Origin of the sequence: Hyphobacterium sp. (assembly GCF_965229905.1) — a bacterium.
GTDB lineage: Bacteria > Pseudomonadota > Alphaproteobacteria > Caulobacterales > Maricaulaceae > Hyphobacterium.
In genome coordinates this window covers 850,943-876,667 of the sequence record NZ_OZ245930.1, presented here as the reverse complement: position 1 = coordinate 876,667, position 25,725 = coordinate 850,943, and the positions used below count along the sequence as shown (strand labels likewise).

The window sequence follows — 25,725 nt, the reverse complement described above, 5'->3', positions numbered from 1 at the left end:
ACATAATGATTCCTACTGCGCGCCTTCATTGCCTTCCGCGAAGACAATCCGGGACGCCGGCGTATTACCCACTTCGGCTGCGTTCCGCGACGAGTTGCGAATGGTAACAATGCGGTCACGTTCCGACTGGAACGCTTCGATCTCGTCGTCCTCCAGCGTGCGCCCGGTCGGCAGGTCCAGTGACATTGGATTCACAGCCTGGCCGTTGTGATGCACCTCATAGTGCAGGTGTGGTCCGGTCGACCGGCCTGTCGTGCCGACATAACCGATCACCTGGCCTTGCTGCACACGGGCACCGCGGGTCACACCGCGGGCAAATCCGTTCAGGTGTGCATAGGCGGTCTGGAAACCGTTGGAATGACGGATCCGGATATAGTTGCCAAAGGAGCCGAAGCGATCCGCACGTTCCACAACGCCGTAGCCGGCCGCAAAAATCGGGGTCCCGCGGGGTGCCGCAAAGTCCGTCCCACGGTGAAGCCGGTTGTATCCGAGCACCGGATGGCGCCGCATGCCATAATGTGAGGACAGGCGGGCGCCATTGATGGGCGTCATCATCAGCAGACGCCGCGCACTCTCGCCGTCGGCATTGTAATAGGCAATCTCGCCATCCGCGCTTTCATAGCGGAAGTATTCCAGAGGATCGCCGCGCCCGGCATACATCACATAGAGGATGTCGCCCGTACGCATCACATTGCCGTCGGAATCGAGGAAACGTTCGAACACAACGTCGAATCGGTCGCCCTCGCGGATCGAGCGCTGGAAGTCGACCGCATAGGCGAGCACGCCGGCCAGTTCGACGACGATGCGGTCGGTGGCACCAGCGGCCAGCGCGTCGACATAAAGGCTGGTCGTAATCGATCCCGAAGAGCGCACCAGTTCGCGCTCGAATTCGGCTGTCATCTCCCGCGCCCGGTAGCCGCCATCCTCAAGACGTGAAACGGTGATCGAGCGGTCAATCGCCGGGCGGAAGGAGAAGCCCGCCAGGCGGGGCCCGCTCTCATCTTCAACCGCTACACGCGGCGTTTGCAGATAAACGGTAATGTCCTGTCCAGCCCGCAGCCGGCGGACTTCGAACACCGGATCCAACGCACTTACCGCGCGGGCGACATCGCCTCCCGGTGCGCCCGCATCGCTCAACACGCCGGCCAGGGTGCCGCCGCTCGGCACCGTCGCGACAATCGTCTGGGTGTCGAGCGGACAGGCGACGCAGTCAGTGTAAAAGGCGGCGTGCTCCAGGTCGCGAAGCTCGTCGGTCGGCGTGATGCGGTATTCCGGTTCGACGCGGGCGGCTGCCACGGCCGGTTCGTTTGTCTCCGCACTCAATTCGCCAAGAATCGGAGGTTCAACGGCGCCGGCACCGGGTTCACCGCCAACGCGGCTGACGACGAGTGCGATTAGGAGGACGACGGCAAGCGAAATGCTCGCGATAATCGCGGCCGAACGACGGCGAACTTCATCCAGGGAACGTACGTCAAAACCCGACATTTCTGGCCTTTAATGGATAGCTAACTTGCTTCGTTCCACGATGAGCAAGAACCGCGCCCGCTGCGGCCCCGCTCCAGCTAGTGTCCAATGCGGGCGAAACAATGACGTGACTGAAGGATGTTGCCAAGGGTTTACTGACAGTGCGTTTACGCCGGGTCAGGACATCGCGGCAGAATCATGTATCAGGATAGGACATGACAGACACCAGCCCCGCCAACATGGCTCCGGAACAACTCGCCGCCCTGCTTTGTGCCCGCTTGTGCCACGATCTCGTGAGCCCGGTTTCCGCGATGGGCATGGCGTTCAGCGTGCTCGACGACGAAGATGCCGACTCCATGCGCGAGGACGCGATCGAGCTGGTGCGCGAGAATGCTCGCCAGGCAGAGGCGAAATTGGCGTTCGCGCGGATCGCGTTTGGTGCCGCCGGCTCGGCGCCCGGCATGATGGAGACTGGCGAGCTGAAGAGCCTCGCGGAGAACTATTTCTCCACACTGCGGCCGGATCTCGTCTGGAAGGTCACCGAGCCCGGTCTGGAGAAGACCGCCGCCCGTCTTCTGCTCAATCTGTGCATGGCGGCGGGTTCGGCCGCCGCGCGTGGCGGTACGGTGACGGTAGAAGCATCCGATGACGGCGCTGGCGGAACCCGCATGCGCCTCATTGCTGAAGGGCCGCGCGCCGAGTTGAAACCGGATTTCGAGGCGGCGCTTAACGGTCAAGAACCCGAGGACGGTTTCAATGGCCGTTCTATCCAGCCCTATTACGCTGGATTGATTGCGCGGTCGGCCGGCGGCCGGGTAACGGCGAACCAGGGCGAAGACCGCGTTGAGTTCGTTTCGCTGATCGTGCCCAAAGCCTCGCTGGCAGCCTGACGTTCAAAGTCCTGTTAACCAAAACGGGTGACGATTCCTTTCCGGACGTGGACAGCCGCGTGAGGAGTGGGAACCGTCATGAAGACCTGCCTTGTCGTGGACGATAGCCGGGTAATCCGGAAAGTCGCCCGCCGGATCATCGAGGGCTTCGGCTTTCAGGTGGAAGAATCGCCCGATGGCGCGCAAGCGCTTGAATTTTGTCGCGCAACGATGCCGGACGCCATTCTGCTCGATCGCAACATGCCGATAATGAACGGCATCGATTTCGTCAAAACGTTGCGCCGTGAACCGGAAGGCGACCAACCGATCGTGGTGTTCTGCACGACAGAGAACGACATCCCGTCCATCACGGAAGCGCTCCGGGCCGGCGCGGATGAGTACATTATGAAGCCGTTCGATGCCGAGATCGTGCAGTCGAAATTTCAGCAGGTTGGTCTGATCGGGGAGGACCGCCGTGCTGGATAATGGAGTGATCAAGTCGATATCGACGGAGGCCCAGCGCCGGGCCGGCATCGCCATCCCGAAAGGTCAGATTTATCTGGTCGAGGCCCGGCTTGCACCGGTCGCCAGATCGGAAGGGTATGAAAGCCAGTCCGAACTGATCCGGGCACTCGAGAAAGTGCCGGAAGACCGCTTGTGGCGGCGCGTCGTTGAAAGCCTCGCTGATCATGAAACCTGGTTCTTCCGCGATCCCGAGCCACTGAACCAATTCATGTCCGACATCCTCCCGGTGCTCGCGCGCGTGAAAGCGGGCAAATCGCCTATCCGGATTTGGAGCGCGGGCTGCGGGACCGGCCAGGAAGCGTGGTCGATTGCGATGCTGCTCGAGGAGCAACGCGCGCGGTTGAATGGAATGGATATCGAAATCGTCGGCACCGATATCTGCAGCCGCGCGATCGATCGCGCGCAATCAGCAGCCTATTCGCAGTTCGAGGTCCAACGTGGTCTTTCGATCCATCGTCTGATCGAGCATTTCGAGCCCTCAGGTGAGCAATGGGTCCTCAAAAACGCAATCAAGCGCCGGGCGCGCTTCGAACGCGGAAATCTGTTGAAACCGTCAAGCCGCCTCGGCGAATTCGATATTATCTTCTGCCGCAATGTGCTGTCGGGAATGACGTCCGAAGCACGCAGGCACACATTGAGTCAGCTGGCCGGCCGGATGTCGCCTGCGGGTTATCTTGTGCTTGGCAAGGGCGAAACCATCGCCGGCGCGGGCGACATGTACCGCGCTTTGAGCGGGAAGCGCGGCATTTATGCCCGAACGATGCAAGCCGGGCTTAAGCAGGCCGCCTGAAAGGGTTCGCCGAAAGGCAAAGACCCCGCCAATCAGCCAGCAGGAAAACAGTGACAGCCGAGCGGCCATAGAAAAAGCCCGGAGCGGGGGCGCCGGACTTTTCCTGCTCAGGAAGGACAGGGGGGTCTAGGCCACATCCTTCTGCTCAACTGGATCGCGCAGCACATAGCCGCGTCCCCAGACGGTTTCGATATGGTGCTGGCCGCCGGTCGCGGCTGCGAGTTTCTTGCGAAGCTTGCAAATGAAGACGTCAATGATCTTCAGCTCCGGCTCGTCCATGCCGCCATATAGATGGTTCAGGAACATCTCTTTGGTGAGAGTCGTGCCTTTACGCAAGGAGAGCAGTTCCAGCATCTGGTATTCCTTGCCGGTCAGATGCACGCGGTGACCGTCCACCTCGACTGTCTTGGCGTCGAGATTGACCGCGATGTCACCGGTCTTGATGATCGACTGGGCATGGCCCTTCGAGCGCCGCACGATGGCGTGGATGCGCGCCACCATCTCGTCCTTGTGGAACGGCTTGGTCATGTAGTCGTCGGCGCCGCAGCCGAGACCGCGCACCTTGTTGTCAATGTCGGCATTGCCGGTAAGGATGAGGATCGGCGTGTCGATTTTCGACATGCGCAGCGTCTTCAGGACGTCAAAACCGGGCATGTCCGGCAGGTTGAGGTCCAGAAGAATGATATCGTAATCGTACAGCTTGCCGAGATCGACACCCTCTTCGCCCAGATCGGTCGTGTAGACGTTAAAGCCTTCCGATTTCAGCATCAGATCGATCGACTGCGCTGTCGCGCGATCATCTTCAATCAACAAAACCCGCATGGAGTATCTCCGCCCCGCTGCACAGCGAATCACTCCGCTGCTAGTTCCATGGTTAACGTGCTTCGGACGGTAGATGCAAAGCGTTAACGAAAGTTAACCGCGATTTGACTCCTGTGGCAGAATCGAGTCCGTCCGCGATTCGTTCCATGCATCCGGTAAGGGGCTGCAGCAATAACCGTCCATGCCGTGAGATAGGGGACGCACGACATAGCTAATCCCTCTGTCGGGCACCGAGGGCTCGCCTAAATAATCGAGCCATATTCAATGTTCGGAGCCGCCTCATGAAATGCCCGATTGATGGTGAAACCCTTGTGATCGCCGACCGCCAGGGCGTCGAGATCGATTATTGCCCGAAATGTCGCGGCGTGTGGTTGGACCGGGGCGAGCTCGACAAGATCATTGAGCGATCAGAAGCGCCGCGTGCCGCCGCGCCGCAAGAGGGGTCGTGGGATGGCACGCATAAACACCGCGACGACCGGGGCGAGCGCCGCCGCCCCGAGCGGCGGGAAAGTTTCCTGTCAGAACTGTTCGACTTCGAGCTCTGACGTTTACGGGCCTCTAACCCAGATTTGATAGCTTGATCCCTCAAACGCGTCCGAAAAGGGCGCGCAGGGGATCAAGAATGCAGGCGCTGATCGACCGAATCGAAAAACTGGACCCGCGTATCATGACCGGTCGCGTGACCGGCGTGAATGGCTTGTTGGTCGAGGTCGAAGGGCCGGCGTCTGGTCTCGCCCTCGGTTCACGTGCCCGGATCGGGACGTCGGCCGGCCATGCCAGTTGCGAGGTCGTGGGCTTTCGCGGTCAATCCGCCATCCTGATGCCGTTTGAACCGGTCGACGGCGTCAAGCCGGGGGCGCCGGCGCGGCTCGACCCTGAAGTGGCTTCGGTACGTCCGTCTTCCGCCTGGCTTGGCCGTGTCATCGACAGTTTCGCCCAGCCGCTCGATGGCGGGGAAGCGCTGCCGCAGGGACATAGCTCCTATCCGCTGCGCGGCGCGCCGCCCTGCGCTCACGGCCGGGGACGGCTTGGGCCGCGCATGGACCTTGGCGTCCGCGCGCTCAATGTTTTCACGCCGATGCGCCGCGGCCAGCGGCTCGGCGTTTTTGCCGGTTCCGGCGTCGGCAAGTCGATCATGATGTCCATGCTCGCCCGCAATGCCGATGCCGACGTGATTGTCATCGGCCTGGTGGGCGAACGTGGCCGGGAAGCCCGCGAGTTTGTCGAAGACGTGCTCGGTCCGGAAGGCCGCCGCAAATCGGTTGTCATTACGGAAACATCCGACGCTCCTGCACTGGCACGCCGTCAGGCCGCGCAGCTCACCCTGACCGTAGCGGAATATTTCCGTGACCAGGGCAAGGACGTGCTTTGCCTGATGGACAGCGTGACGCGCGTGGCGCTTGCCCAGCGCGAGATCGGCCTCGCGGCCGGCGAGCCGCCGACGACACGCGGTTATACGCCGTCCGTCTTCGCTGAGCTGCCGCGTCTTCTCGAGCGCGCCGGTCCGGGACCAAGCGGCACCGGATCCATCACCGGCATTTTCACCGTGCTAGTGGATGGCGACGACCATAATGAGCCGGTTGCCGATGCCGTGCGTGGCATACTCGACGGCCATATCGTGATGAGCCGCGAGATCGCCGAGCGCGGACGCTACCCGGCAATCGACGTGTTGCGCTCGGTCAGCCGGGTTGCACCGGATGTCTATCAGAACAATGAAGCCGAGCTGGTGCGCGAAGCGCGCCGCACGCTGTCGGTCTATGCCGACATGGAGGAATTGATCCGTTTGGGGGCGTATGCCGCCGGATCGAATCCGCAGACGGATCGGGCCATCGCGCTCAATGATCCGCTGGAAGCATTCCTCGCCCAGGGCAAGGACGAAGCCACATCCATCGAAGAGAGCTTCGCCACTCTGGCCGGGATAATGGGTGGTGATGGAGAAAACACATGACACGGTCGCATGAACCGCTGATCCGGCTCGCCCGGTTCAAGGTCGAGGAATTGCAAAAGCAGCTCGCGGACATCGACCGCGTGCGGCAATCGCTGACCGACCAGATCGAACGCCTCGAAGCCTCGGTACCGGAAGAACAGGCGGCGGCGACGCAAAACAAGGACGGCTTTCTGGCCTATGGCAGCTATGCCCAGGCGGTGATCAAGCGGAAACAGAATATCCGCGCGTCCATGGACGAGGTCGAACAGCAGGCCGGCGACATTCGCGAACGGCTTGAAGGCGCTTTCCGCGAGCTCAAGAAATACGAGCTGCTGGAAGAGCGCCGGGTCGCCCGCATCGAAGAGGCGCTGCGTATCGAAGAACAGGCCGAAGTCGACGAGATCGCCCAGGGCCGCCGGCGTACGGCGCACTAGGCTTTTCTGCGGCCGGCCGCGGGCGCCGGACTCCGCCGAACCTCACAATTTATCGTCTTCCTCCGACTTGATCGGAGGATCTCGATGCCGCGAAGGCCCTCCGGTCGAGCCGGAGGGATACGGTGAAAATTTTCGAGTGAGACGATCGGCTTCTTATAGGGCAGGGTTTTTCCTCCCCCGCTCGCGGGGGAGGGGGACCACGAAGTGGTGGAGGGGGCAAATGATGCGGCCGCCCCCCTCGTCCCTTCGGGACACTCCCCCCGTGAACGGGGGGAGAAATTGGAAGCGCCTGTTGGCCGGGATTACCGCCCACCGCTCCAGCTTAGGCCGATGCGGAAGCTCCGGCCGGCTTCGCTGGCACCGGCAAAGACGCGCGAATAATCTTCATCAAACACATTGTCGACGCCGGCCGAGACGGTGAAAGGCGAATCTTCCTGCGGCTGCCAGCTGGCATAGAGATCCAGCGTGGCATAGCCATCGCGTTCCTCCGCAGGCGTGTTCGTTTTGTCGAATTCGCCCGCAAACTCGGCCCGTGCGCCCATCGTGAGGCGGCGTTCTTCAAACCGCCAGCGGCCATCGACGAACAGCCGCACCGGGGTCAGCGAGCCCACTGCGTTGCCGGTCGCATCGTCCTCGCCGTCGACTTCGGACAAAGCGGCATTCACGCTGAATGGGCCACTCTCATAGTCCAGCTGGACCTCGTATCCTTGGAGCGTTGCGGATGCGACGTTCGAGCTATTCGTCGTTCCGGCCGAGCACGGCAGGAAGGGCGGGGCGAAACAGGTCGGGTTGAAGGCGAAATTGACCGACAGATTGATCAGATCCTCGGCCTGGGTTTCGAACCAGGACCCCTTGATCTCCAACCGGTCGCCAGGACGCGCGATATCATTGAAAGCGAGGCCCGCACCGATCTCGATCGTTTCGGTCGTTTCCGGCCGCAGGTTCGGATTGGCGATAAACTCATTGGTGATGAAGACCGGCGGTCCCAGGATCGGGTGCGGCAGCGAGAAGTGCGTGCCATCGAGATAAATCTCGTTGACGGAAGGCGCCCGGAAGGCTTCTGCCCAGTTTGCAAACACCAGGAAGGTTTCGTTCGGCGCATAGCTGACGCCGAACCGGCCCGAAGTGGCGGAATCTTCATTATTGCCGGCGATCGCTGACGAGCTTTCATAATCGTCGAAACGGATACCCGGCAGCAGGACGACCTCGCCCGGCAAGCCGAAAGGCTGGTAGGCGGTTACTTCAAGCTGGCCGAATACGCCGGCGAACTCCGTCGATGCATCCGGCACACCACCGCGCACATTGTTTGTTGCCGTGGAATCAAAACCGGATTGTTCATCCTCGTAGATCTCACCGCCTACAGTGAAAGCCGCATCTGCGGCGCCGATCTGGAACTCGAAGCGTTGATCGGCGCGCACGCCCCAGCTCGCAAGCTCGCGGTCTACCACCCGCCCGCCGACTGTCTCGCGCTCTTCGACATTCGATGTTGTCTGAAACAGCGTCACATTGAGATCGAGTATGGTGCCCGATGGCGCGATCTCACCGTTCAGCCGGAACGAGTCGGTGTTGATGTCTTTCTCGACCAGCGGGTTCAGCGCGCCGATACCGAGATTACCTTGGCCATTATTCGGTTCAGTCGCCTCCCCGCGGAAGCCTTGCCAGGCGGCTTCAAAGCGTACGCCCGGTGCGGCATCAAGGCCGGCCTTCAGAAGGCTGGCAATGGACTGGTCGTCGGCCGGCAAATCATTGCCGGACCCCAGGGCGATGTCGCCGCTTTGGCGATGCGAAAGATATGCAAGCCCATCCAGCGGACCGTTCCGGCCATACACGGCGCCGGAGACCGCAAACTCCTCATTGACGCTGCGATACCCGGCCGTGGCGCGGGCACCCAATGTCTGACCGTTCCGCAACAGATCGTCGGCGTCAGCCGTTTCGAAGGCGATCACGCCGCCCGATGCGCCGGAACCGTACAGCGCCGAGGCCGGCCCGCGCACCGCTTCCACGGAAGACAGCAGGGCCGGATCGACAAAGAAGATGCCATCATGCGCCGAGTTGAAATTCTGGCGCGCGCCATCCAGCAGCAACGTAACATTCTCGCGGGACTGACCGCGCATGGTCAGCGTCTGGCCGGTGCGGCGCGGACCCCCGCCGGCCTCAACACCCGGCAACTGCCGCAATAGCGTTTCCAGCGTGTAGGGATCGGTCAGTTCGATCGTTTCGCTGTCGATGACGGAGACTTGGCCGGGATAGGTGAAGGCCGGGATCTCGGTCCGCGTCGCCGTCACATATACGATGTCGAGCGCCTTGGCAGTTTCGGTGTCCGCCGCCTCTTGGGCTTGCGCCAGCCCGGCGGTGGCAAAGAGGGCGAGGGGGCTGACGGCCAGCAGCTGCAGTGAACGACGGAACATGGGACTCGCTTTCTTGCAAATGGTTCGCATAGGCATGTAGAAATCTATCTGCCCCGCACTTTTTGCGATTGCAAGTGCGAATCGTTCGCGATAACAGTAGGGACCTCCAGCGTCGACCAAACGGGGACCCCGATGTTATCCAGACTTTCTCTCACCGCCATTCTCGCGTTCGGCCTGACGGCCTGCACAACACTGCAGTCAGACCAGGCGCCGGTCGCTCAATCTGCTGCGGTCGATGAACGCAGCGAAGCCGATTTCCAACGTGATCGTGAGGCGATCCTGGCGATGGCCGGCGAATACGACGTGACGTTTGACTTCCGCGAAGTCGTGGCGCTGCAGGACGGCTATGAGTTTGCCGATGACAAGCGCACCGGAGCCTGGGAGGTGGTCCGTGTCATCGAGGACCATGGCGACGTGATCGTCATGCAGCACCTCTTGCTCACCAGCGAAGATGACGATGCCATGGTCATCAAGCACTGGCGGCAGGATTGGGAATATCAACCGGAGCGGATCATGGCGTTCCGCGGCCATGACAATTGGGACATGGTCGACATCCCGGCCGCCGAAGCCGCGGGCGCATGGTCGCAGAGTGTTTACCAGGTGGATGACAGCCCCCGATATGCGGGGCTCGCCCGCTGGGAACATGACGGGACCATTTCGACGTGGGAGCCGGAGACCTCATGGCGGCCGCTGCCGCGCCGCGATGATACGACCCGCTCCGACTACCACGCCATCGAGGCGGTCAATCGGCACGTCGTAACCCCCTGGGGCTGGGTGCACGAGCAGGACAACACCAAGCTCGTGGTCGATGCGAATGGCGGGCACACGCCGCTGGTCCGCGAAGTTGGCGTGAACACCTACATCCGTACCGATCTCCCGAATGACGCCAACGCCGATGAATACTGGGCGGCGACGGAAGAATACTGGGCATTGGTCCGCGATTATTGGGATGATCTGGAAGCGCATTCCGAAGGCTTCCATGTCGAGGACGACGCCGAAGGCACGCTTCTCTATGGGCCGGTGCTGAATGCGTCGATGCGGATCCATTTCGGCGCCGAAACCACGGAAGAGGCCTGGGCCGAAACCCGGGAATTGCTCAACGCACAGGTCGATATTCATGGCGCGCCCGCACAGATGGCGGCCGCTGAGTAAGGCGATACGGCAAGACGAAATATTGCGTGCAGTGGGGCTCCCGGCTTTTGGCCTGGAGCCCTATTGTTTATTGCGAGAAGAAACCCTCGAACAACGGCGCAGCGGCTTCGCTGTAGTAAAGCGCTTCGGGGACATCGCGCCGAACGGCCGCGCGCGCCTCAAAGAAGGCGGCAAATACCGGGGCTTCCCGGCTCGGTGCGCCGAACTCTGTTTCAAAAGCGGATAGCAGCCCATCCAGCTCGTCTTCGTCGACCAGGATCCAGACATGGGTCAGCGCGCCATCCGCGAAAACGAACTCTGCGAGGCGTTCGTCGCCGAAATAGTTGAAGCCCTCGCAATCGACCTGGACATGATTGTCAGTCGCCAGCGGTAAGGCAGCCGGGTCGAGTTCGCGTACGGTATGGCTGTCACAAATAGCCGAGAATTCATGCCTGTCCGGACCGGAACCAAACTGCAATTCGGCGGGCGTTGTCACGGCGGCGTCAGAGGCAAACAACAGAAGGGCGGATAGTATTGCAGGCGTCATAAGGAATCTCCGTTTCGGGATTTTCCCTTTGATGCTGCGAAGGGGTGATCTGGATGCAGTCAGCCGGCCTCGGCCGCATCAACCGGGCCGGGCGATGGACACAGCCTTTCATCGCACGACCGCACGGTACCGATCAGCGCTTCGGCATCGACTATTGTCCCTTCCTCGGACGGCAACACCCACATGTGAAGCCAGCGCGGGATACCCGCCGATTCCGCCCACACCCGTTCGATATAGTAATCGATCCGCCCGTCTTCGCCGGTTTGCCAGCGCACGGTTTCCAGCCCTTGCCGCCGCTCCGACCACTGGCCAGGCGCCATTTCAACCGCCCCCCATCCGACATGGATGTGCGCGCTCGAACCGTCGGCCATCACGAAGTTGTAGAGGATGCCAGCCTCGCCTTCGAAATGGACGGTTCGCTCGGCATCTACAGGCATGCGGACGCAAAAGCTCCATCCAGGCTGCGTGCATCCATTGGGAAGAAGGGCGCTCGCCAGCACGGAGAGAAAAAAGCCTGGCATCAACTGCGAAAGCGGCCCTTCAACGTAAAGAGCAAGCCGATCAGCACGAAGTATATGAACAGGGTGGACAGGAGCACCAGGCCGCCGCGGCCATCCAGCCGCGCCAGCATCAGATCGAAGGCAAAATCCGGTGTAACCCCGGTCGCAATTCGCAGGAAATAGGGCGTGATCGTATCCGCTACGAAGGCGAGCCCCACGACCACGGGCAATTGCGTCATGCGCCGCATGATCAGCGCACCGAAAAGCGACCAGACGAGGATCAGCCACCAATCCATGGCGGTAAACCCGCCGGATATCCTATCGAGTATCGCCTCCATGACGGGACACTCTAGGCCGCTTCGCGCCCGGCGGCGAGCCCTGCCGCGAGCCGGGATATATCCTGCATTGCGGGACATTCCGGGGCGCGCACGCCCAGGGGAGTCTGACTGCGGATCGCTTGCGGGACTTGCTCGTCGCGGCTGACGAGCCCCGCCAGAGCCGGAGCAAAGCCGAGGAAACTCTGACAGGTCTTGCGGAAGGCGGCATAAGCCTCGCGGCCCTTGTCCGGGGTCGGCGCGTTATTGACGACGACCAGGGGCGCGGCTGTCTCGTCGCGAATCCGCAACCGCTTCACAAACGCGTAGGCATCGGTCAGCGAGGTCGGCTCGTCATTGATGACAATCACCACATCGTCGGCGGCCATGGCGAGCCGCAAGGTCGAGTCATCGGCACCGGCGGCAAGATCGAGCACGGCTCGCTCGTAGGACAAGGCGATCGTCGCGCAAGCCGCTGCCAGGCGGTTGACCGCATCCGGTCGAAGCCCCGCCAATCCCCCTGAGCCGGACCGGCCGGAGATCACATCGAAGCCGCCCGGCTTGCAGGCGCCGCCCATGACCGGCAGGCAGGCATCCTCCAGCAGCACCTGACCGGACATCACTGCAGCAAGATCGGCATCCGGTGACAGGCCAAGTTGCACGTCGATATTCGCCATACCGAGATCGCCATCGATCAGCAGCAACCGGTCGCCTTGCGCCGAAAATGCCTGCGCCAGACCGGCCGCGATAACCGTTTTCCCGACGCCGCCTTTTCCCGAAGCGATGGCGAGAATGCGCCCAGCCGGCGTGTGACCAAGTCCCGTTGAACTCATGCCGACTCTCCATCCGGTAGGTCTTGCAGATCGAGCAGGGTGCGCGCGAAGCGCAAGGGCGTCGCCGGGGCCAGGCCGGCGCCGATATAGGGGCTAGCGGACAAGTGAGCGAAAGCCATGCCGGCTTCGCCCGCGGCCAGCATGGCACCCTTGCGGCGAGCACAATCGGCTTTCGTGATCAGGACGCGGCTTGCGCCGACAGACGCCAACAGCGACCCGGCTTCAAAGGCATCCTCCGGCGCACAACCGGCTTCGATGATGGCGATGATTTCCGCTTCGGCGGCGGCTGCGAAAGCGGCCGTCATGTCGAGATCGTCGAGATCGAACGGATTGACGGCTGGAGCGTCAATCAGCACCAGGCGGTCACCGGCATCCTGCACCTGCCGCTCTGCATCGCGGGGGTCGTCCGCAATCGCGTAAGGCAGATCGAGCTTGGCCGCGAGTTCGGAAATCCGCGCTTCCGCGCCGGCACGTTCACAATCGGTGGCGATCAGCAGCGCCGGCACGCCATGGGCCGATGCACGCGCAGCGATGCGCGCCAGCGTCGCCGTTTTCCCTGAGCCGGGCGCACCGGCAAACAGCAGGACTTCGCCGGCCAGCCCCTCAATCGGCGCGAACCGGTATCGGCTTTCCAGCGCCTGAGCCAACCGATGGGCCGCCGGAACATCTTCCTGCATGTCACAGAAGCGCGCGAGCGCCTCAATGGCAGTGTCCGGCACGCGATGAAATCCGAGGACGCGGATCACCCGGTCGACGCCATCCGAATGATCCCCGCGTTGCTGGACGATCTCCCGATGAAGGCGTTCGGCGCGTTCACGCGGGGCTTCGATGGCATCGCCGCCCAAGGGTTTGTCGGAAGCCGCCCGGACCTGAACGCCGCCACCCGGCGCATCGCTGGTCGCCACAATAATGGCGTCCTCACCGAGCTCGCGGCGGATGCTCGCCATGGCTTCCATGAGCGAGGGCGCGGAGAATGTCTTGAGCCGCATGGCCTAGATATGCCCCATGGTTTTCAGGCGCGCCGACGGATGAATTTCGTTCTGGCCCATGACGATCGTATTGGCGCGGAAGCGCTCGACCAGCGATCGCACATAAGGCCGCGCCGCCGGGCTGGTCAGGATGGCTGGCGTTTCGCCCTGGGCGGCGGCGCGCTCGAAGGCGTCGCGGACCGCGGCAACGAACTCATGCAGTTTCGACGGCGGCAAGGCCAGCTGCTTGCGTTCGCCGTCGCCGATCATGGCTTCGGCAAAAGACTGTTCCCACTGCGGCGACAGGGCAAGAATCGGCAGCTGCCCGTCCGGACCCGAATGGGCGTGGCAGATCTGGCGCGCCAGGCGCGTGCGCACATGCTCGGTAATCGCGTCGACATGCTGGGAATGCGTGCTGGCTTCGGCAATGCCTTCGAGAATCGTCGGCAGATCGCGGATCGAGATCCGTTCTTTCAGCAGGTTCTGCAGGATACGCTGGATACCGGCGCGCGAGATCTGCGACGGCGTGATGTCGTCGACCAGCTTCTTGTGTTCCTTCGAAAGCCCGTTGATCAGCTTTTCGACCTCGGCATAGGAGAGGAGCTCCGGCATGTGCTCTCGCAAGATCTCGGTCAGGTGCGTGACCAGCACGGCCGACGGGTCGACAATCGTGTAGCCGCGGAAGGTTGCTTCCTCGCGCAGATTCTCATCGATCCAGGTGGCGGGCAGGCCGAATGCCGGTTCCTTCACATGCTCGCCGGGCAAATCGATCTGATGGCCTTGCGGGTCCATTACCAGCAGGTGCTTGAGCAGGACCTTGCCGTCTCCGGCCTTCATCTCCTTGACCCGGATCGTGTAGTCGTTCGAGCCCAAGCGCATATTGTCGATGATCCGCACGGACGGCGTCACGAACCCGGTTTCTTCCGCCATGGTCCGGCGCAGCGCTCTGATCTGATCCGTCAGCTTGCGGCCTTCGACATCGTTGATGAGCGGCAGAAGGCCATAGCCGAGTTCGATCTTCAGCTCGTCGAGCGCCAGTGTCTCGCCAATCGGCGGTTCCGCGGACTCCGCTTCTGCGCTCTCCTCGGCAACCTTGGCGGCCTTTGCACTTTCTTCGGTCTCGGCCTTTCGCCGCGCGGTCAAGGCCAGTCCGACGGCGCCGGCCGACATCAGGGCAAAGGGAATCAGCGGCATGCCGGGCAGGAGACCGATCACACCCGCCGTCGCGGCCACCATGTACAGGCCTTGCGGATTGCCGGCCAGCTGACCGTAAAGCGCTTTGTCGGCCTCGCCCTCCACGCCCGCCTTGGAGACCAGCAGGCCGGCCGCGACCGAGATGATCAGTGCCGGAATTTGCGAAACCAGGCCGTCGCCGATGGTCAGCGTCGAGTAGGTCGAAGCGGCCGTGCCGAAGTCCATACCGGACTGGGCAATGCCGATCACCATGCCGGCAATCAGATTGATCGCGGTAATCAGCAGGCCGGCGATGGCATCGCCGCGCACGAATTTCGAGGCACCGTCCATGGCGCCGAAGAAATTGCTCTCACCTTCGAGCTCTTTGCGCCGCTCGCGGGCCTGGTCTTCATTGATGAGGCCGGCCGAAAGATCGGCGTCGATGGCCATCTGCTTGCCCGGCATGGCATCGAGTGTGAAGCGGGCGGCGACTTCCGCGATGCGGCCCGAACCCTTTGTGATCACGACGAAATTCACGATCACAAGGATAACGAAGACAATAATGCCGATGACGACATTACCCTGCATCACAAAGGCGCCGAACGCCTCGATCACTTGGCCGGCGGCATCGGTTCCCTCCGCGCCATTCGACAGGATCAGGCGGGTCGAAGCGATGTTGAGGCCGAGCCGCAACAGCGTCGCGATCAGCAAGACGGCCGGAAACGCCGAAAATTCCAGCGGTTTCTTAATGAAGAGGGCGGTCATCAACACGAGGACCGACAGCGAAATGGAGATGGCCAGCGCCACATCCATCAGCATGCGTGGCATCGGCAGGATGAGCATCACCAGGATGCCCATGATGCCGACCCCTAGCGCGACATCGCCGCGCAGGCCCTTCTTCAGGAATCCCGAGAGATCAAACCCGCCCTGTCCGGGCCGGGAGGAGGCGGTCGCGTCAGCCATCTAGTTGTTAGGCCGCTCCTGCACGGGTTTCGCCGGGTAGCGGCACTGAAACGCCCTGTTCGGTATAGAGCTTGAGCTTGTTGCGCAGCGTCCGGATCGAAATCCCCAGAATGTTGGCGGCATGAGTCCGGTTGCCCAGACAGTGATCCAGCGTTTCCAGGATCAGGTCCTGCTCGACCTCGGCCACCGTGCGGCCGACCTGGTTGCGCTGCGCGGTGTTAGCGGCTTCCGCCGCCCGCGACGCGGTCGACGCGCTCGAACCAGTGAACAGCGAGCCGTCCGGCATGCGGATGGCTTCCGGACCGATTTCTTTGCCGGAGGCCAGCAAGACGGCGCGGTGCATCGTGTTCTCGAGTTCGCGCACATTGCCCGGCCAATCACGCGCGATCAGCGCGGTTTTCGCATTGTCCGAGATAGGCCGGTCGCCCAGCCCGTTGGCGGCCGCATATTTGCGGGCGAAGTGCTCGGCCAGCGCGATGATGTCGTCCGGGCGGTCACGCAGGGGGGGCAGCGCAAGGTTTACGACGTTCAGCCGGAACAGAAGGTCTTCGCGGAACTGGCCCTCGGCAACCGCCTTGCGGAGGTCGCGATTCGATGTGGCCAGCACGCGAATGTCGATCTTGACCGGTCCGTTCCCGCCGACGCGGTCGATTTCCCTTTCCTGCAGCGCGCGCAGCATCTTGGCCTGCAGGCGCGCGTCCATTTCCGAGATTTCGTCCAGTAGCAGCGTACCGCCATTGGCTTCCTCGAACTTGCCGATCCGGCGGGCCACAGCGCCGGTGAACGCACCCTTCTCGTGGCCGAAAAGCTCCGATTCCAGCAGGTTTTCCGGAATGGCGGCGCAGTTTACGGAAATGAAGGGCGCGGCCGCACGTTTCGACTTGTTGTGAACATAGCGCGCCATCACCTCCTTGCCGGAGCCGCTTTCGCCGGTGATCAGCACGCTCGCATCCGAGGCCGCGATCTGATTGGCGAATTCGATCACCTTATGCATGGCCGCGTCGCGCGCGATCATCGGCTGCTCGTCGTCCGCAACGGCTTCGAGGACGGCGGCAATCAGATCGGCTTCGGGCGGCAGCGGTATGAATTCCTTGGCGCCCGCACGAATGGCAGATGCCGCGATATCCGGTTTGACGTTCACCCCGCAGGCAACGACCGGAACCGTGATCCGCTCGGCTTCGTTCGCAGCAATCAGCGCACCGATATCGAGCGACGCGTCGACCATGAGAAGATCGGCGCCACGTCCGGCGCGCAAATGGCTCGTCGCCTGGTTGATCGTGTCGACCTGCGCCACTTTCGCGCCGCGATCGATCGCTATCTTCGCCGCGGTATGGAGCTGACCTCCAAGGCTTCCCACAATGAGCAAGCGCATCGCTTAGCCCTCCTTGCCGTTGCGGACCGCGAGGCGGGTCATGCCGCGTCTCCGTCCTTGATGATTTCGGTCATGGTCACGCCGAGCCGGTCTTCGACGACGACGACTTCGCCGCGCGCGACCAATCGGTCGTTGACGTAGATATCAATCGCTTCGCCGACTTTGCGCTCCAGCTCGACGACTGAGCCGGCCTGCAATTTCAGCAATGAATGCAACTCGATATGGGTTTTTCCGAGGACTGCAGAGACATTCACCGGAACATCGAAGACCGGCGCCAGATCGGTGGCGGACTTTTCATCCTCATCAGCGAGTGTTGCCGCGAGCCCGGCCGGGTCAGCCGATGGCGCCGGCGTCTTGGCCGGCACATCGGCCGGCCCTTCGGCCGCGTCGCCATCGAACTCGGGAAGGTCCAGATCGCTCTCTTCAGACATTGTCTTGCTCCTTATCCCGTTCGCCGTCGGCGTCCGGGCTGTCGTCAGCCGGCGCATCAGCTGACGGATCCTCGGCCGGGCCTGCCAACCATTCCGCTACGAGTGTTTCGATCCTGGCTTCGATATCGGCGCGCGATCGGTCGATCTGGCCCGACGCCCATTCGAGCCGGCAATCGGCCCCCGACATTTCCGTGTCGGCCCGAACATCGATGCCGCCATCAAACCCGGTTTCGCTCGCGGCTTGTTCCAAAACGGTTGAAACTTCGCCGGCGATGGCTTCCGCGCAGCGGACACGAAACACCGGTTCGCCGCGCAGATCGGCCATGATCGACCGGGCGAATTCGACAACCGAATGAACCGTGTTCCGCTCCAGTGCGGTACCGGCGATTTTCTGCGCCGCGACCAGCGCGGTGGTGGCCGCATCGCGGCGCAAGGCTTCCGATTCGGAGTGTAATCGCGACAGGATCATCTGCATTTGTGACGCCACGGCGCGCACGGCTTCGGCTTGTTGCCCGGCCGCTTGCGCAACGGATGAGGACTGGCCCTCTTCGAAAGCCTGCTTCTTGGCCTTCTCGACTTCTTCAGCTGTCAGTACACGGCGCACAGTGTCTCCATCGCGCAAGACTTCGCCGTCCGCCGAAAAGACGGTGCCGAAATCAAATTTGCGGACGGGGTCGGACATCGGGGCTCCTAGTAAATCAGCTCGTCTTCACCGCCACCTTCGGCCAGCAGGATCTCGCCCTTGGCAGCAAGATCCTTGGCGGTGGCAACCATGGTGGTCTGGGCCTGGTCGACATCCTTCAGGCGGACCGGTCCCATTGCGGCCATGTCGTCTTTCAGGATTTTTGCCGCGCGCTCGGACATGTTGGAGAAGAACAGATCGCGCAGGCTGTCAGAGGCGCCTTTCAGGGCGAGCCCGAGCTGATCCTTGTCGACGGCGCGCAGCAGCGTCTGAATTCCGCCTGGATCGAGCTTGGAAAGGTCTTCGAACACGAACATCAGCGCCCGGATCTTCTCGGCACTGTCACGATTGCGTTCTTCGAGGGCCGCGAGGAAACGGTTTTCGGTCTGCCGGTCGAAATTGTTGAAGATTTCCGCCATCATTTCATGGCTGTCCCGCTTCGACGTTCGCGCCAGATTTGACATGAATTCGGTGCGCAGCGTCTCTTCGATCTTGTCGAGAATTTCACGTTGCACCGGTTCCATGCGGAGCATCCGCATCACAACTTCCAGCGCAAAATCTTCCGGCAGGGCGCCAAGCACGCGAGAGGCGTGCTCGCCCTTCACCTTGGAAAGGATCACCGCCACCGTCTGCGGATATTCGTTTTTCAGATAATTGGCGAGGACGACCTCGTTCACATTGCCGAGCTTGTCCCACATGGTCCGGCCAGCTGGACCCCGCAGCTCCTCCATGATGCCTTCGACTTTTTCGCCAGGCAGAAACGAGTTGAGCAAGCGTTGCGTCGCCTCGAACGAGCCCATCAGCGAGCCGCCCTTGGAAATCTGCTCTGCGAAGTCGACGATGAGTTTCTCGACGGCCTTGGACGAGACGCTGCCGAGATTGGACATCGCCTGGGAGACCTCACGGATCTCCTCTTCATCCATCATTTCCCATAATGCGTGCTCTTCATCGCCGAGGGCGAGCAGGATCACGGCTGCCCGCTCGGGGCCGCCAAGCTTGTTGGGATCTTCGATGACGCGTTTGGCTTCCCTGGCCATCGTCTACGCCTCATTCATCCAGCTGCGGATGATCGAAAGCGACTCATCCGGATGCGAATTCACAACGCCTGAGATCTTCTTCAGCGAGGAGGCTTTCACTTGGCCGTCGATCTTGGCGATATCGATGCCGTCATCGCGGGGAGGGGCGTTGGCAGGCGAGCTGCCAATGCTCGCTGATGCCGCGGCCATCTCGCCTCCGCTTTGATCGGCGATGGCTCCCGCATTTGCGCGTCCCTGCTCAACCGCTGGAGCCGTACCGGCTCCGGCGCCCGCAATCGCCATGGCCGGGCCTGCCGAAGCGGCGCCCTTGGCCAGTGGCCGCGCCACGAGGAAAATCACGAGCAGGGCGGTAATGAACATCACGCCGATTTCCGCAGCGCGCATGATGTCGTTCTTATTGATGGAAAATCCGGATGCGGCGGGCGTACCCAGGGTCGGGTCTGCGCGTGCGAAGCGGATATTCGTTACTTCCAGGCTGTCCTGACGGCCGTTTTCGACTTGCGTAAAGCCCATGGCGGACCGGACAAGCGCCGTAATCTGCGCCATCTCCTCCTCGGAGCGGGGCGTATAACTCCGGCTTCCATCCTCCGCGATTTCGACTACGCCATCGACGGCGACGGCGACGGACAAGCGTTCGATGCCGCCGGCTTCAATAACGCGCGTTGTGCGTGTGACCGGCGTCTGGAACTCGACGGTTTCGTCCGACCGGCTCGTCTCGTTGACGGATTGCGGGTCCCCGTCCGCAACGTCTTCATCGGGCAGGTTCTCGGAAGCGGAAACCGCGTTGGCGGCGCCATCGACTTCGCGTCCCGTTTCCTCGGAGCGCTGGCGCCGCGAGGTGACCTGGTTCTCAATGTCGAATTGTTCGCTGCTCGCGGTCAGCGACTCGCGGTTGAGTTCGGCGCTCACCTGGACGCGGGCGGCACCGGCTCCAACAACCCCTTCGACAAGATTGAGTATGCGCTGGCGATATTGTTCCTCGATCTGCGCGCGCCGGCTTTCCAACGCCGCCGCGCCCAGAGCATCACCAGCTTGCGGGCTGGCCAGCAGCCGGCCGGTGGTATCGGCGATGGTTACGTTGCTGGCAGCCAGCCCGCTGACGGCGCTGGCGACGATATTCCGGACGATGCCGGAATGCTCTGCCGTCAGTTCGCCCCTTGCAGCCACAACAATCGAAGCCGATGGCTCGGCGGAATCGCGCTCAAACAGGCGGCGCTCAGGCAGTACCAGGTGCACGCGGGCGGAATCGATAATGTCGAGCGATTGGATGGTCCGGGCAAGTTCGCCTTCAAGGGCGCGCTTGGCATTCATGTTTTGAACAAAGCTGGTCGCGCCGAGCGCGTCGCTTTCATCGAATATTTCGTATCCAACGGAGCCCGAATTGAGCGCGCCGCCACTGGCAACGCGAACGCGGGCTTCATCGACCTGATTACGCGCAACGTAGATCGAAGATCCGCCGCCGCGGAATTCATAGGGGATGCCGGCGGTATCCAGCGCTTCGCTGACACGGGCTGAATCTGCGGGATCGAGGCCGGCATAGAGCAGGGCTTGGCTGCCGCCGCCCATGTTGAAACTGAAAAAGAGCAGGGCGATTGCCAGGCCGGCGCTAAGACCGAAAATGGCTATCAGGCGCATGGCGCCGAGCGACCGTAATTGATCCAACAGACTGTTCACGTGGGCGTCCTGCCGATTCGTTTGCGCTGCGTCGAAGCAGCTACCCGGCAACTTTTTCCCACCAACCCCGTAAACGGGGGTTTAATAAGCGCGCGCCCGGCTCAAGGAACCGGGCGCTTTATCAGCAGATTTTTCAGTCCGAACCCAGGGAATTCAAGCTCCGAGCGGGCTGGGCTTTCCGCGGTATTGCTGGATCCGCGTCGTGCGCAAGCCGGCCAGGCCGTGTTTTTCGATTGCGCGCTGCCAGCCGAGGAACTCCTCGACTGTCAGGCGATAGCGCTCGCAAGCTTCTTCCAGCGAAAGCAGGCCGCCGCGTACGGCTGCCACAACTTCTGCCTTGCGGCGGATCACCCAGCGCTTGGTCGACGGATTGGGAAGGTCCGCCAGCGTCAGCGGACTGCCGTCGGGGCCAATGACATAGTTTTCCTTGCGAAGCCGAGCTTGCATTTCCACCACCCTTGTTTTCACCCGATGGACGCTCTTTGTCGTCCTTGTTGAAAACGGAAGTTACGCCAAGCCTCTTAAATTCCGCCTAAACGCTGTGGTAAATTGTGTTCTAACCCGATAGCTAAAATGCAAGGAACCTCCCGCCGGAGCGGAAGGTCCCCTGTTCAGTCAGTTAGCGAGCCGTATCAGGCTTAGCGTTTCATCCGGATCGCTTCGTCCAGCATTTCATCGGCCGTGGTAATGATCTTTGAGGAGGCGGAGTAAGCCCGCTGCGTGGTAATCAGGCTCGTGAATTCCGTCGCCAGATCGACATTGGAATTCTCCAGCGTCGACGACGCAATTGTGCCGGCCGAAGCCGTTCCCGGGACGTTGAAAGTGTAATTGCCCGAATCGGGTGTAACGGAGTATGCGCCGCCGCCCTCGACATTCAGCCCGTTCGCATTGACGAAAGTTGCGATTGGGATCTGATAGGTCTTGCGGATGATGCCATTGGAAAATTTGGCGTAAACAAAGCCTTCGTCGTCGACATCGACTCCGGTGAATGTGCCGAACGCGGAACCGTTGACCTGCGTGGAGGTTAACGTCGACGGGCTGTCATATTGGGTCATGCCGCCCGGCTGCGTCGGTGAACCGATGTTCAGCGTGATGGACTGTCCTGCAACACCGGTTGCAGTGGCCCACTGAAACTCATTCGCGCCGAGCGGGCCCGCATTGGTCGACGACAGGAAGTCGAGCGTCAGCGGCAGCGTAGTGTTGCCCAGATCTATCTCACCATTGGCATCGAATGCGATCGTGCCGGTGGCGATTTGCCCGTCCACCAAGCTAGCACCTGTCAGAATGTCGCTCGGCGGAGAGATATGTAGTTCGGTATGCCATTCATTCGCCGTGGAGCTCTTGAGCATCGAAAGCGTGATGGTCCGCGCGCCGCCTTGGCTATCGTAGATCTGGATATTGCGCTGAAAATCCGGCGTGACTGCGCCGGAGGCCATATTGGTTCCCGATACGCCGGCTGCATACGTCGCCTCGTCTGCCGAAACCGCTTGGCTCGCTTGCAGATTGGCATTGAGCCCAACCGATGTCGTCGCCTCGGCGGCCCCGCCGATTGCCGACAGGTTGATTGCTTCCAGCCCGCTAAGATCCGACGGGTTTGTCGTCACCGAGCCGTCTGCAGCGACAGGCCAGCCATAAAGGAACAGGCCTGCGTCATTTCGCAGATTGCCTTCGGAGTCGGCCGAGAAAGCCCCGGAGCGGGTGAATAGGACCGCATCGGTTGCGGTGGCGCCACTGGCCACCGGCCGAACGACGAAAAAGCCGTTTCCGGCGATCGCCAGATCGGTGGGCGACGTGCCTGGCGTCAGAAGACCGCCGGTTGAGATTTGAAACCGGTTGCTTGTCGAGACGCCTCCGGATGCATAACGCGAAGTGACGCCAGTCGATTCATACAAGGGCGAAAACACGGCCTGGGCACGTTTGTAGCCGACCGTGTTGACGTTTGCGATATTGTCCGAAACGGCGGCCAGCGCGCTGGAATTCGCCAGCAAACCGGACGCACCGGCCCAAAGGGCGGAATTGATACTCATTGAGTGGCTCCCTGAACTGATTTTAGGAGCGTTCTGCTTTGTCCTCATCCACCCGGCATATTTCTTTGCCAAGCGTCAGGCCTTTGCGGCCCGCTTTGTTTAGATTTCCCGAATGCTGCGCACCGATGACAACAGCACTTCGATATCTCCCATTTGCACAACAACTTGCGACCCGGAGAAGTCCACGCCTGTCACCCGGGCCGTCGTCTGAATGTCGGCCGTTACCGGCTGACCGTCGCTATTCACAGCGGTGATCGACATCGAATAGACGCCGTCCTCAAGATTGACGCTGCTCGCATCCTGGCCGTTCCATTCGAACGTATGACGACCGGCCGTCGCTTCACCCTCGAACGTTGCCACCGTGCGGCCGTTTTCATCCGTCAAGGTAATCAGCGTGCCCTGCGTATCTTCGGGCAGCACATAGGTCCATTCCGCGGATCCCTCGTGCAGCATGCCCTGCGGCGAGCTCACTGTCGCCTCGCGCCCGATGAATCCAACGGCGGTGGTCTGTGCCGCGGCTGACTGAATGGTGATCAGGCTTTCGAGATTCTGATTGGCCCGGATATCCTGCTCCACGCCGGAAAAATTCACGAGCTGGTTCACGAACTCTGTTGAATCGAGCGGATTGAGCGGGTCTTGCGCCTTCATCTGCTCGGTCAGCAGCGTCAGAAACATCTCGAAATTGTCGGCCAGTGCCGCTTGCGAGTTTTGCGAGGCGCCGCTTAAACCCAAACCATTGATGCCGGTTGTCATGCGTTGCTCCTACAATCTGATATCTACGCCGCCATTCGACGCCAGGCGGAAGCCGTAGAGCTCCGTGGGCTGAGCGGCGGCGATCAGGTCACCGGCGCGATCTTCGGCGAGGGCGAGTTCGCTAAAAGCCGAACCGGCCAAGCGATCGTCAGGCCCATCATCGCGATCCTGCGACAGTTCGAACGAAAGGCCGTTTTCACCCAGTTCCAGACCGGCTTCATTCAGTGCCCGCTCGAGTTCACGGATATGCTGACGCATGTCCTGAAGAGTTTCCGGTCGATCCGCACTTAGAATGGCCTGAACACGATTGTCGGGCCCGACTTGCATGCGGACTTCCACGCGGCCGAGCTCGGGCGGATCCATGCGAATTTCAAACCGGCGCTCGCCATTCTGGAATTTGGCGGCGATCTGCGCGGCCAGAGCACCGGCATTGGCTGGCGTAAACCGCGCCGTTCCGGCTGCTGTGCCGGGGCGTTCGGCGGTGCGCGCTGTTTCTGCTGCACGCGTCTGACCGAGCTCAAGGCTGTCGGCATCGGCCGTCGGGGCCGCGCTCTGGGTTTCGCCAGGAGGTGAAACCGGATTGCGCCCGTCAATCTGCATTCGGGCGGCCGTCGCCTCGCGGTCCAAGGGTTGAACGTGTGTGACAGGTGCCGCGACTTGCGGCGACGCCGGAATATTGGGCTTCGTTGCCGCAGCGGGCGCGGTTTTCGGCGTGCCGCCGACTTGCGCTGGGGCGGATACGGACTGTGCCGGCGTTTTGGCCACCGGCTTGCCGGCCAGAGGTGCAAGGGTGCCGTCGGCCGCCCGCCGCGCCTGGACGCCCGCCTCAGGCGTCGGTGCAGCCACCGTGGACGGGGCAGGCGTTGCTGCTTGGCTGACCGTTGCAATGCTTGGCGGAGGAGCCGGTTTTGTTTCGGCGGTCTGCGCCAGCACTGTCGGATTCGCCGGATTATCAGCGCTGGCCATTTTGGGTGCGGCAGCGGTCAGATTGGCGGATTTGCCAGCGGCATGAACCGGGCTCTCGCCCGGCGATGCCAACGGCGCGACGACCTTATTGTTTTGAGCCGCCGCAAGTGGAACCGTTCCGGATGTTGAATTCAGCGGCGCGCCATTGGCGAAAGCCGGTGGATTTGGAAGTCCGGCCGCGGTCGGCGCTGCAACAGTCGTCGCGGCTCGCATGCCGGACGTCCCGTCACTGGCGGTAACAGACTTGGCGCCAGGCGCGGAAACACCGGCTTGAAGAGGCATGGCAGGAACCGGCGGGTGGCCAGATGCGGACCCTGCAGTATTGGTAGTCATCGAAGACGCCGACAATTGCGGTGCTCCCGCCCCGTGCGGAGCGATTCCCGTTACTTGATGGCTGGCGGTATTCAATGTCGTCGCGGTTGTGCCGGTCGCCGCAGACAGCGGCCCACTGCTGGTGATGGGTCCGCTCGCATTATTCGGCTTGCCGTTTGCCGCCTCCGGCAATCCGCTGGCCATCTTCAAATCAGCGGAAGTCACGCTATTGCCGCTCGCGAGGTTTGATGGCGCGGCCTTCTGCGGCGGCGTCGCAGTCTGCGCGCCGCCCGTATTGGCGGTGGTAGTCAGTTGCGCGGCGGGCCGCGTCGCAATTGCTTGTGTCGCACCTTGGGAGGGGCCGGACGGCGACGCTGTAGCGGATTTGGTTCGGTGCGCAATAGGTTGGACGGGTGCAACAGGGGAAACAGCACTCAGCAGAGCATCGAAGCCCGATCCATCCGCCGGGCTGGCGGCCGAGCCGCCGGTTCCGGTGGACACCGTCTGTCCGGGAAGGATCGCCAGTTGTGCGTCCATACCGGTTTTGCCTCCCACAATCGCTGCGAACCCCGATGGCTCGCCCATTCGCGCTTGGAGGTGCAAAAGCCAGGCCAAGCCAGTGCCTTTGTAAGTTTATGAAATAACGTAATAAAAATTGGATGGTGCAGCGGGGCAGAAAAGACCGTCGGCAGGAATCTCCCGGCAAGGGCGGCGGATTCTGCCGGGCGCCTTTTTTCGCCTGTTCGCCGGAAACTCTGGCCCGCGGATTGCGCATATCCAATCCGAACATGTTCGCACTATCA

The 25,725-nt window shown here is 61.9% G+C and carries 25 protein-coding genes; 7 read left to right on the top strand and 18 right to left on the bottom strand.

Going from position 1 to position 25,725, the window contains the following annotated elements; all coding sequences use genetic code 11:
• Positions 1 to 12: 12 nt before the first annotated feature.
• A complete protein-coding gene (locus ACO08C_RS04410; protein WP_421787814.1) occupies positions 13 to 1,485 on the bottom strand; it encodes a peptidoglycan DD-metalloendopeptidase family protein in 1,473 nt (490 codons plus the stop codon).
• 194 nt (positions 1,486 to 1,679) lie between these two features.
• On the opposite strand from ACO08C_RS04410, the gene chpT reads away from it, so the two are divergent.
• The 3 genes from chpT to ACO08C_RS04395 all read left to right on the top strand — a co-directional run bounded on the left by chpT (position 1,680) and on the right by ACO08C_RS04395 (position 3,648).
• Entirely contained in the window at positions 1,680 to 2,354 is a 675-nt protein-coding gene (chpT, locus tag ACO08C_RS04405) for a histidine phosphotransferase ChpT (RefSeq protein ID WP_421787813.1), read from the top strand.
• 78 nt (positions 2,355 to 2,432) lie between these two features.
• The gene (locus tag ACO08C_RS04400) at positions 2,433 to 2,819 is read left to right on the top strand and encodes a response regulator (protein ID WP_421787812.1); all 387 of its coding nucleotides are present in this window, start codon (positions 2,433 to 2,435) and stop codon (positions 2,817 to 2,819) included.
• Positions 2,809 to 3,648 carry a CheR family methyltransferase gene (locus ACO08C_RS04395; protein WP_421787810.1) on the top strand — a complete coding sequence of 280 codons (840 nt, stop codon included), beginning with the start codon at positions 2,809 to 2,811 and terminating at the stop codon, positions 3,646 to 3,648. The genes ACO08C_RS04400 and ACO08C_RS04395 overlap by 11 nt, the downstream gene beginning before the upstream one ends.
• 126 nt (positions 3,649 to 3,774) lie before the next feature.
• Here the strand turns inward: ACO08C_RS04395 and ctrA are convergent, their stop codons facing one another.
• Positions 3,775 to 4,470 carry a response regulator transcription factor CtrA gene (gene ctrA, locus ACO08C_RS04390; protein ID WP_421787808.1) on the bottom strand — a complete coding sequence of 232 codons (696 nt, stop codon included), beginning with the start codon at positions 4,468 to 4,470 and terminating at the stop codon, positions 3,775 to 3,777.
• Between the two features lie 281 nt (positions 4,471 to 4,751).
• Between ctrA and ACO08C_RS04385 the strand changes: the two genes are divergently transcribed.
• The 3 genes from ACO08C_RS04385 (at position 4,752) to ACO08C_RS04375 (ending at position 6,831) form a co-directional block, all read left to right on the top strand.
• Positions 4,752 to 5,015 carry a zf-TFIIB domain-containing protein gene (locus ACO08C_RS04385; protein WP_421787806.1) on the top strand — a complete coding sequence of 88 codons (264 nt, stop codon included), beginning with the start codon at positions 4,752 to 4,754 and terminating at the stop codon, positions 5,013 to 5,015.
• Positions 5,016 to 5,092: 77 nt separating this feature from the next.
• Entirely contained in the window at positions 5,093 to 6,418 is a 1,326-nt protein-coding gene (gene fliI / locus ACO08C_RS04380) for a flagellar protein export ATPase FliI (RefSeq protein WP_421787804.1), read from the top strand.
• Positions 6,415 to 6,831, top strand: a complete 417-nt coding sequence (locus ACO08C_RS04375; protein ID WP_421787802.1) for a flagellar FliJ family protein — start codon at positions 6,415 to 6,417, stop codon at positions 6,829 to 6,831. Before fliI ends, ACO08C_RS04375 begins: the two co-directional genes overlap by 4 nt.
• Before the next feature lie 302 nt (positions 6,832 to 7,133).
• Here ACO08C_RS04375 and ACO08C_RS04370 read toward each other — a convergent pair whose 3' ends face one another.
• On the bottom strand, positions 7,134 to 9,239 hold the full coding sequence (locus ACO08C_RS04370; RefSeq protein ID WP_421787800.1) for a TonB-dependent receptor domain-containing protein: 2,106 nt from the start codon (positions 9,237 to 9,239) through the stop codon (positions 7,134 to 7,136).
• Positions 9,240 to 9,371: 132 nt separating this feature from the next.
• Here ACO08C_RS04370 and ACO08C_RS04365 point away from each other — a divergent pair, with 132 nt between their 5' ends.
• The gene (locus ACO08C_RS04365; protein WP_421787798.1) at positions 9,372 to 10,391 is read left to right on the top strand and encodes a DUF6607 family protein; all 1,020 of its coding nucleotides are present in this window, start codon (positions 9,372 to 9,374) and stop codon (positions 10,389 to 10,391) included.
• A gap of 67 nt (positions 10,392 to 10,458) precedes the next feature.
• Here the strand turns inward: ACO08C_RS04365 and ACO08C_RS04360 are convergent, their stop codons facing one another.
• The 15 genes from ACO08C_RS04360 to ACO08C_RS04290 form a co-directional block, all read right to left on the bottom strand.
• On the bottom strand, positions 10,459 to 10,917 hold the full coding sequence (locus ACO08C_RS04360; protein ID WP_421787796.1) for a hypothetical protein: 459 nt from the start codon (positions 10,915 to 10,917) through the stop codon (positions 10,459 to 10,461).
• A gap of 59 nt (positions 10,918 to 10,976) precedes the next feature.
• Entirely contained in the window at positions 10,977 to 11,354 is a 378-nt protein-coding gene (locus ACO08C_RS04355; protein ID WP_421787794.1) for a hypothetical protein, read from the bottom strand.
• 83 nt (positions 11,355 to 11,437) lie between these two features.
• Positions 11,438 to 11,755: a hypothetical protein gene (locus tag ACO08C_RS04350; RefSeq protein WP_421787793.1), complete on the bottom strand. Its 318-nt coding sequence runs from the start codon at positions 11,753 to 11,755 to the stop codon at positions 11,438 to 11,440.
• Positions 11,756 to 11,766: 11 nt separating this feature from the next.
• On the bottom strand, positions 11,767 to 12,564 hold the full coding sequence (locus tag ACO08C_RS04345) for an AAA family ATPase (RefSeq protein ID WP_421787791.1): 798 nt from the start codon (positions 12,562 to 12,564) through the stop codon (positions 11,767 to 11,769).
• Positions 12,561 to 13,553, bottom strand: coding sequence for a flagellar biosynthesis-like protein (FlhF) (locus ACO08C_RS04340; RefSeq protein WP_421787789.1), 993 nt, complete (start codon positions 13,551 to 13,553; stop codon positions 12,561 to 12,563). Before ACO08C_RS04340 ends, ACO08C_RS04345 begins: the two co-directional genes overlap by 4 nt.
• A gap of 3 nt (positions 13,554 to 13,556) precedes the next feature.
• Positions 13,557 to 15,668 carry a flagellar biosynthesis protein FlhA gene (gene flhA, locus ACO08C_RS04335; protein ID WP_421787787.1) on the bottom strand — a complete coding sequence of 704 codons (2,112 nt, stop codon included), beginning with the start codon at positions 15,666 to 15,668 and terminating at the stop codon, positions 13,557 to 13,559.
• Between the two features lie 7 nt (positions 15,669 to 15,675).
• The gene (locus tag ACO08C_RS04330) at positions 15,676 to 17,040 is read right to left on the bottom strand and encodes a sigma-54-dependent transcriptional regulator (protein WP_421787785.1); all 1,365 of its coding nucleotides are present in this window, start codon (positions 17,038 to 17,040) and stop codon (positions 15,676 to 15,678) included.
• Between the two features lie 38 nt (positions 17,041 to 17,078).
• Positions 17,079 to 17,471 carry a flagellar motor switch protein FliN gene (gene fliN / locus ACO08C_RS04325; protein ID WP_421787783.1) on the bottom strand — a complete coding sequence of 131 codons (393 nt, stop codon included), beginning with the start codon at positions 17,469 to 17,471 and terminating at the stop codon, positions 17,079 to 17,081.
• The gene (locus tag ACO08C_RS04320) at positions 17,464 to 18,153 is read right to left on the bottom strand and encodes a hypothetical protein (RefSeq protein ID WP_421787782.1); all 690 of its coding nucleotides are present in this window, start codon (positions 18,151 to 18,153) and stop codon (positions 17,464 to 17,466) included. The genes fliN and ACO08C_RS04320 overlap by 8 nt, the downstream gene beginning before the upstream one ends.
• A gap of 8 nt (positions 18,154 to 18,161) precedes the next feature.
• Positions 18,162 to 19,190 (bottom strand): flagellar motor switch protein FliG, encoded by a 1,029-nt coding sequence (gene fliG, locus ACO08C_RS04315; RefSeq protein ID WP_421787780.1) that lies wholly within the window; start codon positions 19,188 to 19,190, stop codon positions 18,162 to 18,164.
• A gap of 3 nt (positions 19,191 to 19,193) precedes the next feature.
• The gene (fliF, locus tag ACO08C_RS04310) at positions 19,194 to 20,864 is read right to left on the bottom strand and encodes a flagellar basal-body MS-ring/collar protein FliF (RefSeq protein WP_421787779.1); all 1,671 of its coding nucleotides are present in this window, start codon (positions 20,862 to 20,864) and stop codon (positions 19,194 to 19,196) included.
• A 153-nt stretch (positions 20,865 to 21,017) separates the two neighbouring features.
• A complete protein-coding gene (locus tag ACO08C_RS04305) occupies positions 21,018 to 21,311 on the bottom strand; it encodes a DUF1153 domain-containing protein (protein ID WP_420433872.1) in 294 nt (97 codons plus the stop codon).
• A gap of 191 nt (positions 21,312 to 21,502) precedes the next feature.
• Positions 21,503 to 22,891, bottom strand: a complete 1,389-nt coding sequence (locus ACO08C_RS04300) for a flagellar hook-basal body complex protein (protein ID WP_421787778.1) — start codon at positions 22,889 to 22,891, stop codon at positions 21,503 to 21,505.
• Between the two features lie 99 nt (positions 22,892 to 22,990).
• Positions 22,991 to 23,644, bottom strand: a complete 654-nt coding sequence (locus tag ACO08C_RS04295) for a flagellar hook assembly protein FlgD (protein ID WP_421787776.1) — start codon at positions 23,642 to 23,644, stop codon at positions 22,991 to 22,993.
• 9 nt (positions 23,645 to 23,653) lie between these two features.
• Positions 23,654 to 24,892 (bottom strand): flagellar hook-length control protein FliK, encoded by a 1,239-nt coding sequence (locus ACO08C_RS04290; protein ID WP_421787775.1) that lies wholly within the window; start codon positions 24,890 to 24,892, stop codon positions 23,654 to 23,656.
• Between the last annotated feature and the right edge of the window lie 833 nt (positions 24,893 to 25,725).

Bases quoted from the DNA above. Each gene is read 5' to 3' on its own strand.
- ACO08C_RS04340 (WP_421787789.1), bottom strand. From the start codon at position 13,553: ATGCGGCTCAAGACATTCTCCGCGCCCTCGCTCATGGAAGCCATGGCG.
- ACO08C_RS04300 (WP_421787778.1), bottom strand. From the start codon at position 22,891: ATGAGTATCAATTCCGCCCTTTGGGCCGGTGCGTCCGGTTTGCTGGCG.
- ACO08C_RS04295 (WP_421787776.1), bottom strand. From the start codon at position 23,644: ATGACAACCGGCATCAATGGTTTGGGTTTAAGCGGCGCCTCGCAAAAC.
- fliG (WP_421787780.1), bottom strand. From the start codon at position 19,190: ATGGCCAGGGAAGCCAAACGCGTCATCGAAGATCCCAACAAGCTTGGC.
- ACO08C_RS04290 (WP_421787775.1), bottom strand. From the start codon at position 24,892: ATGCCTCTTCAAGCCGGTGTTTCCGCGCCTGGCGCCAAGTCTGTTACC.
- ACO08C_RS04345 (WP_421787791.1), bottom strand. From the start codon at position 12,564: ATGAGTTCAACGGGACTTGGTCACACGCCGGCTGGGCGCATTCTCGCC.
- flhA (WP_421787787.1), bottom strand. From the start codon at position 15,668: ATGGCTGACGCGACCGCCTCCTCCCGGCCCGGACAGGGCGGGTTTGAT.
- ACO08C_RS04385 (WP_421787806.1), top strand. From the start codon at position 4,752: ATGAAATGCCCGATTGATGGTGAAACCCTTGTGATCGCCGACCGCCAG.
- chpT (WP_421787813.1), top strand. From the start codon at position 1,680: ATGACAGACACCAGCCCCGCCAACATGGCTCCGGAACAACTCGCCGCC.
- ACO08C_RS04400 (WP_421787812.1), top strand. From the start codon at position 2,433: ATGAAGACCTGCCTTGTCGTGGACGATAGCCGGGTAATCCGGAAAGTC.
- fliN (WP_421787783.1), bottom strand. From the start codon at position 17,471: ATGTCTGAAGAGAGCGATCTGGACCTTCCCGAGTTCGATGGCGACGCG.
- ACO08C_RS04320 (WP_421787782.1), bottom strand. From the start codon at position 18,153: ATGTCCGACCCCGTCCGCAAATTTGATTTCGGCACCGTCTTTTCGGCG.
- ACO08C_RS04360 (WP_421787796.1), bottom strand. From the start codon at position 10,917: ATGACGCCTGCAATACTATCCGCCCTTCTGTTGTTTGCCTCTGACGCC.
- ACO08C_RS04350 (WP_421787793.1), bottom strand. From the start codon at position 11,755: ATGGAGGCGATACTCGATAGGATATCCGGCGGGTTTACCGCCATGGAT.
- ACO08C_RS04305 (WP_420433872.1), bottom strand. From the start codon at position 21,311: ATGCAAGCTCGGCTTCGCAAGGAAAACTATGTCATTGGCCCCGACGGC.
- ctrA (WP_421787808.1), bottom strand. From the start codon at position 4,470: ATGCGGGTTTTGTTGATTGAAGATGATCGCGCGACAGCGCAGTCGATC.
- ACO08C_RS04330 (WP_421787785.1), bottom strand. From the start codon at position 17,040: ATGCGCTTGCTCATTGTGGGAAGCCTTGGAGGTCAGCTCCATACCGCG.
- ACO08C_RS04375 (WP_421787802.1), top strand. From the start codon at position 6,415: ATGACACGGTCGCATGAACCGCTGATCCGGCTCGCCCGGTTCAAGGTC.
- ACO08C_RS04365 (WP_421787798.1), top strand. From the start codon at position 9,372: ATGTTATCCAGACTTTCTCTCACCGCCATTCTCGCGTTCGGCCTGACG.
- fliI (WP_421787804.1), top strand. From the start codon at position 5,093: ATGCAGGCGCTGATCGACCGAATCGAAAAACTGGACCCGCGTATCATG.
- ACO08C_RS04370 (WP_421787800.1), bottom strand. From the start codon at position 9,239: ATGTTCCGTCGTTCACTGCAGCTGCTGGCCGTCAGCCCCCTCGCCCTC.
- ACO08C_RS04410 (WP_421787814.1), bottom strand. From the start codon at position 1,485: ATGTCGGGTTTTGACGTACGTTCCCTGGATGAAGTTCGCCGTCGTTCG.
- ACO08C_RS04355 (WP_421787794.1), bottom strand. From the start codon at position 11,354: ATGCCTGTAGATGCCGAGCGAACCGTCCATTTCGAAGGCGAGGCTGGC.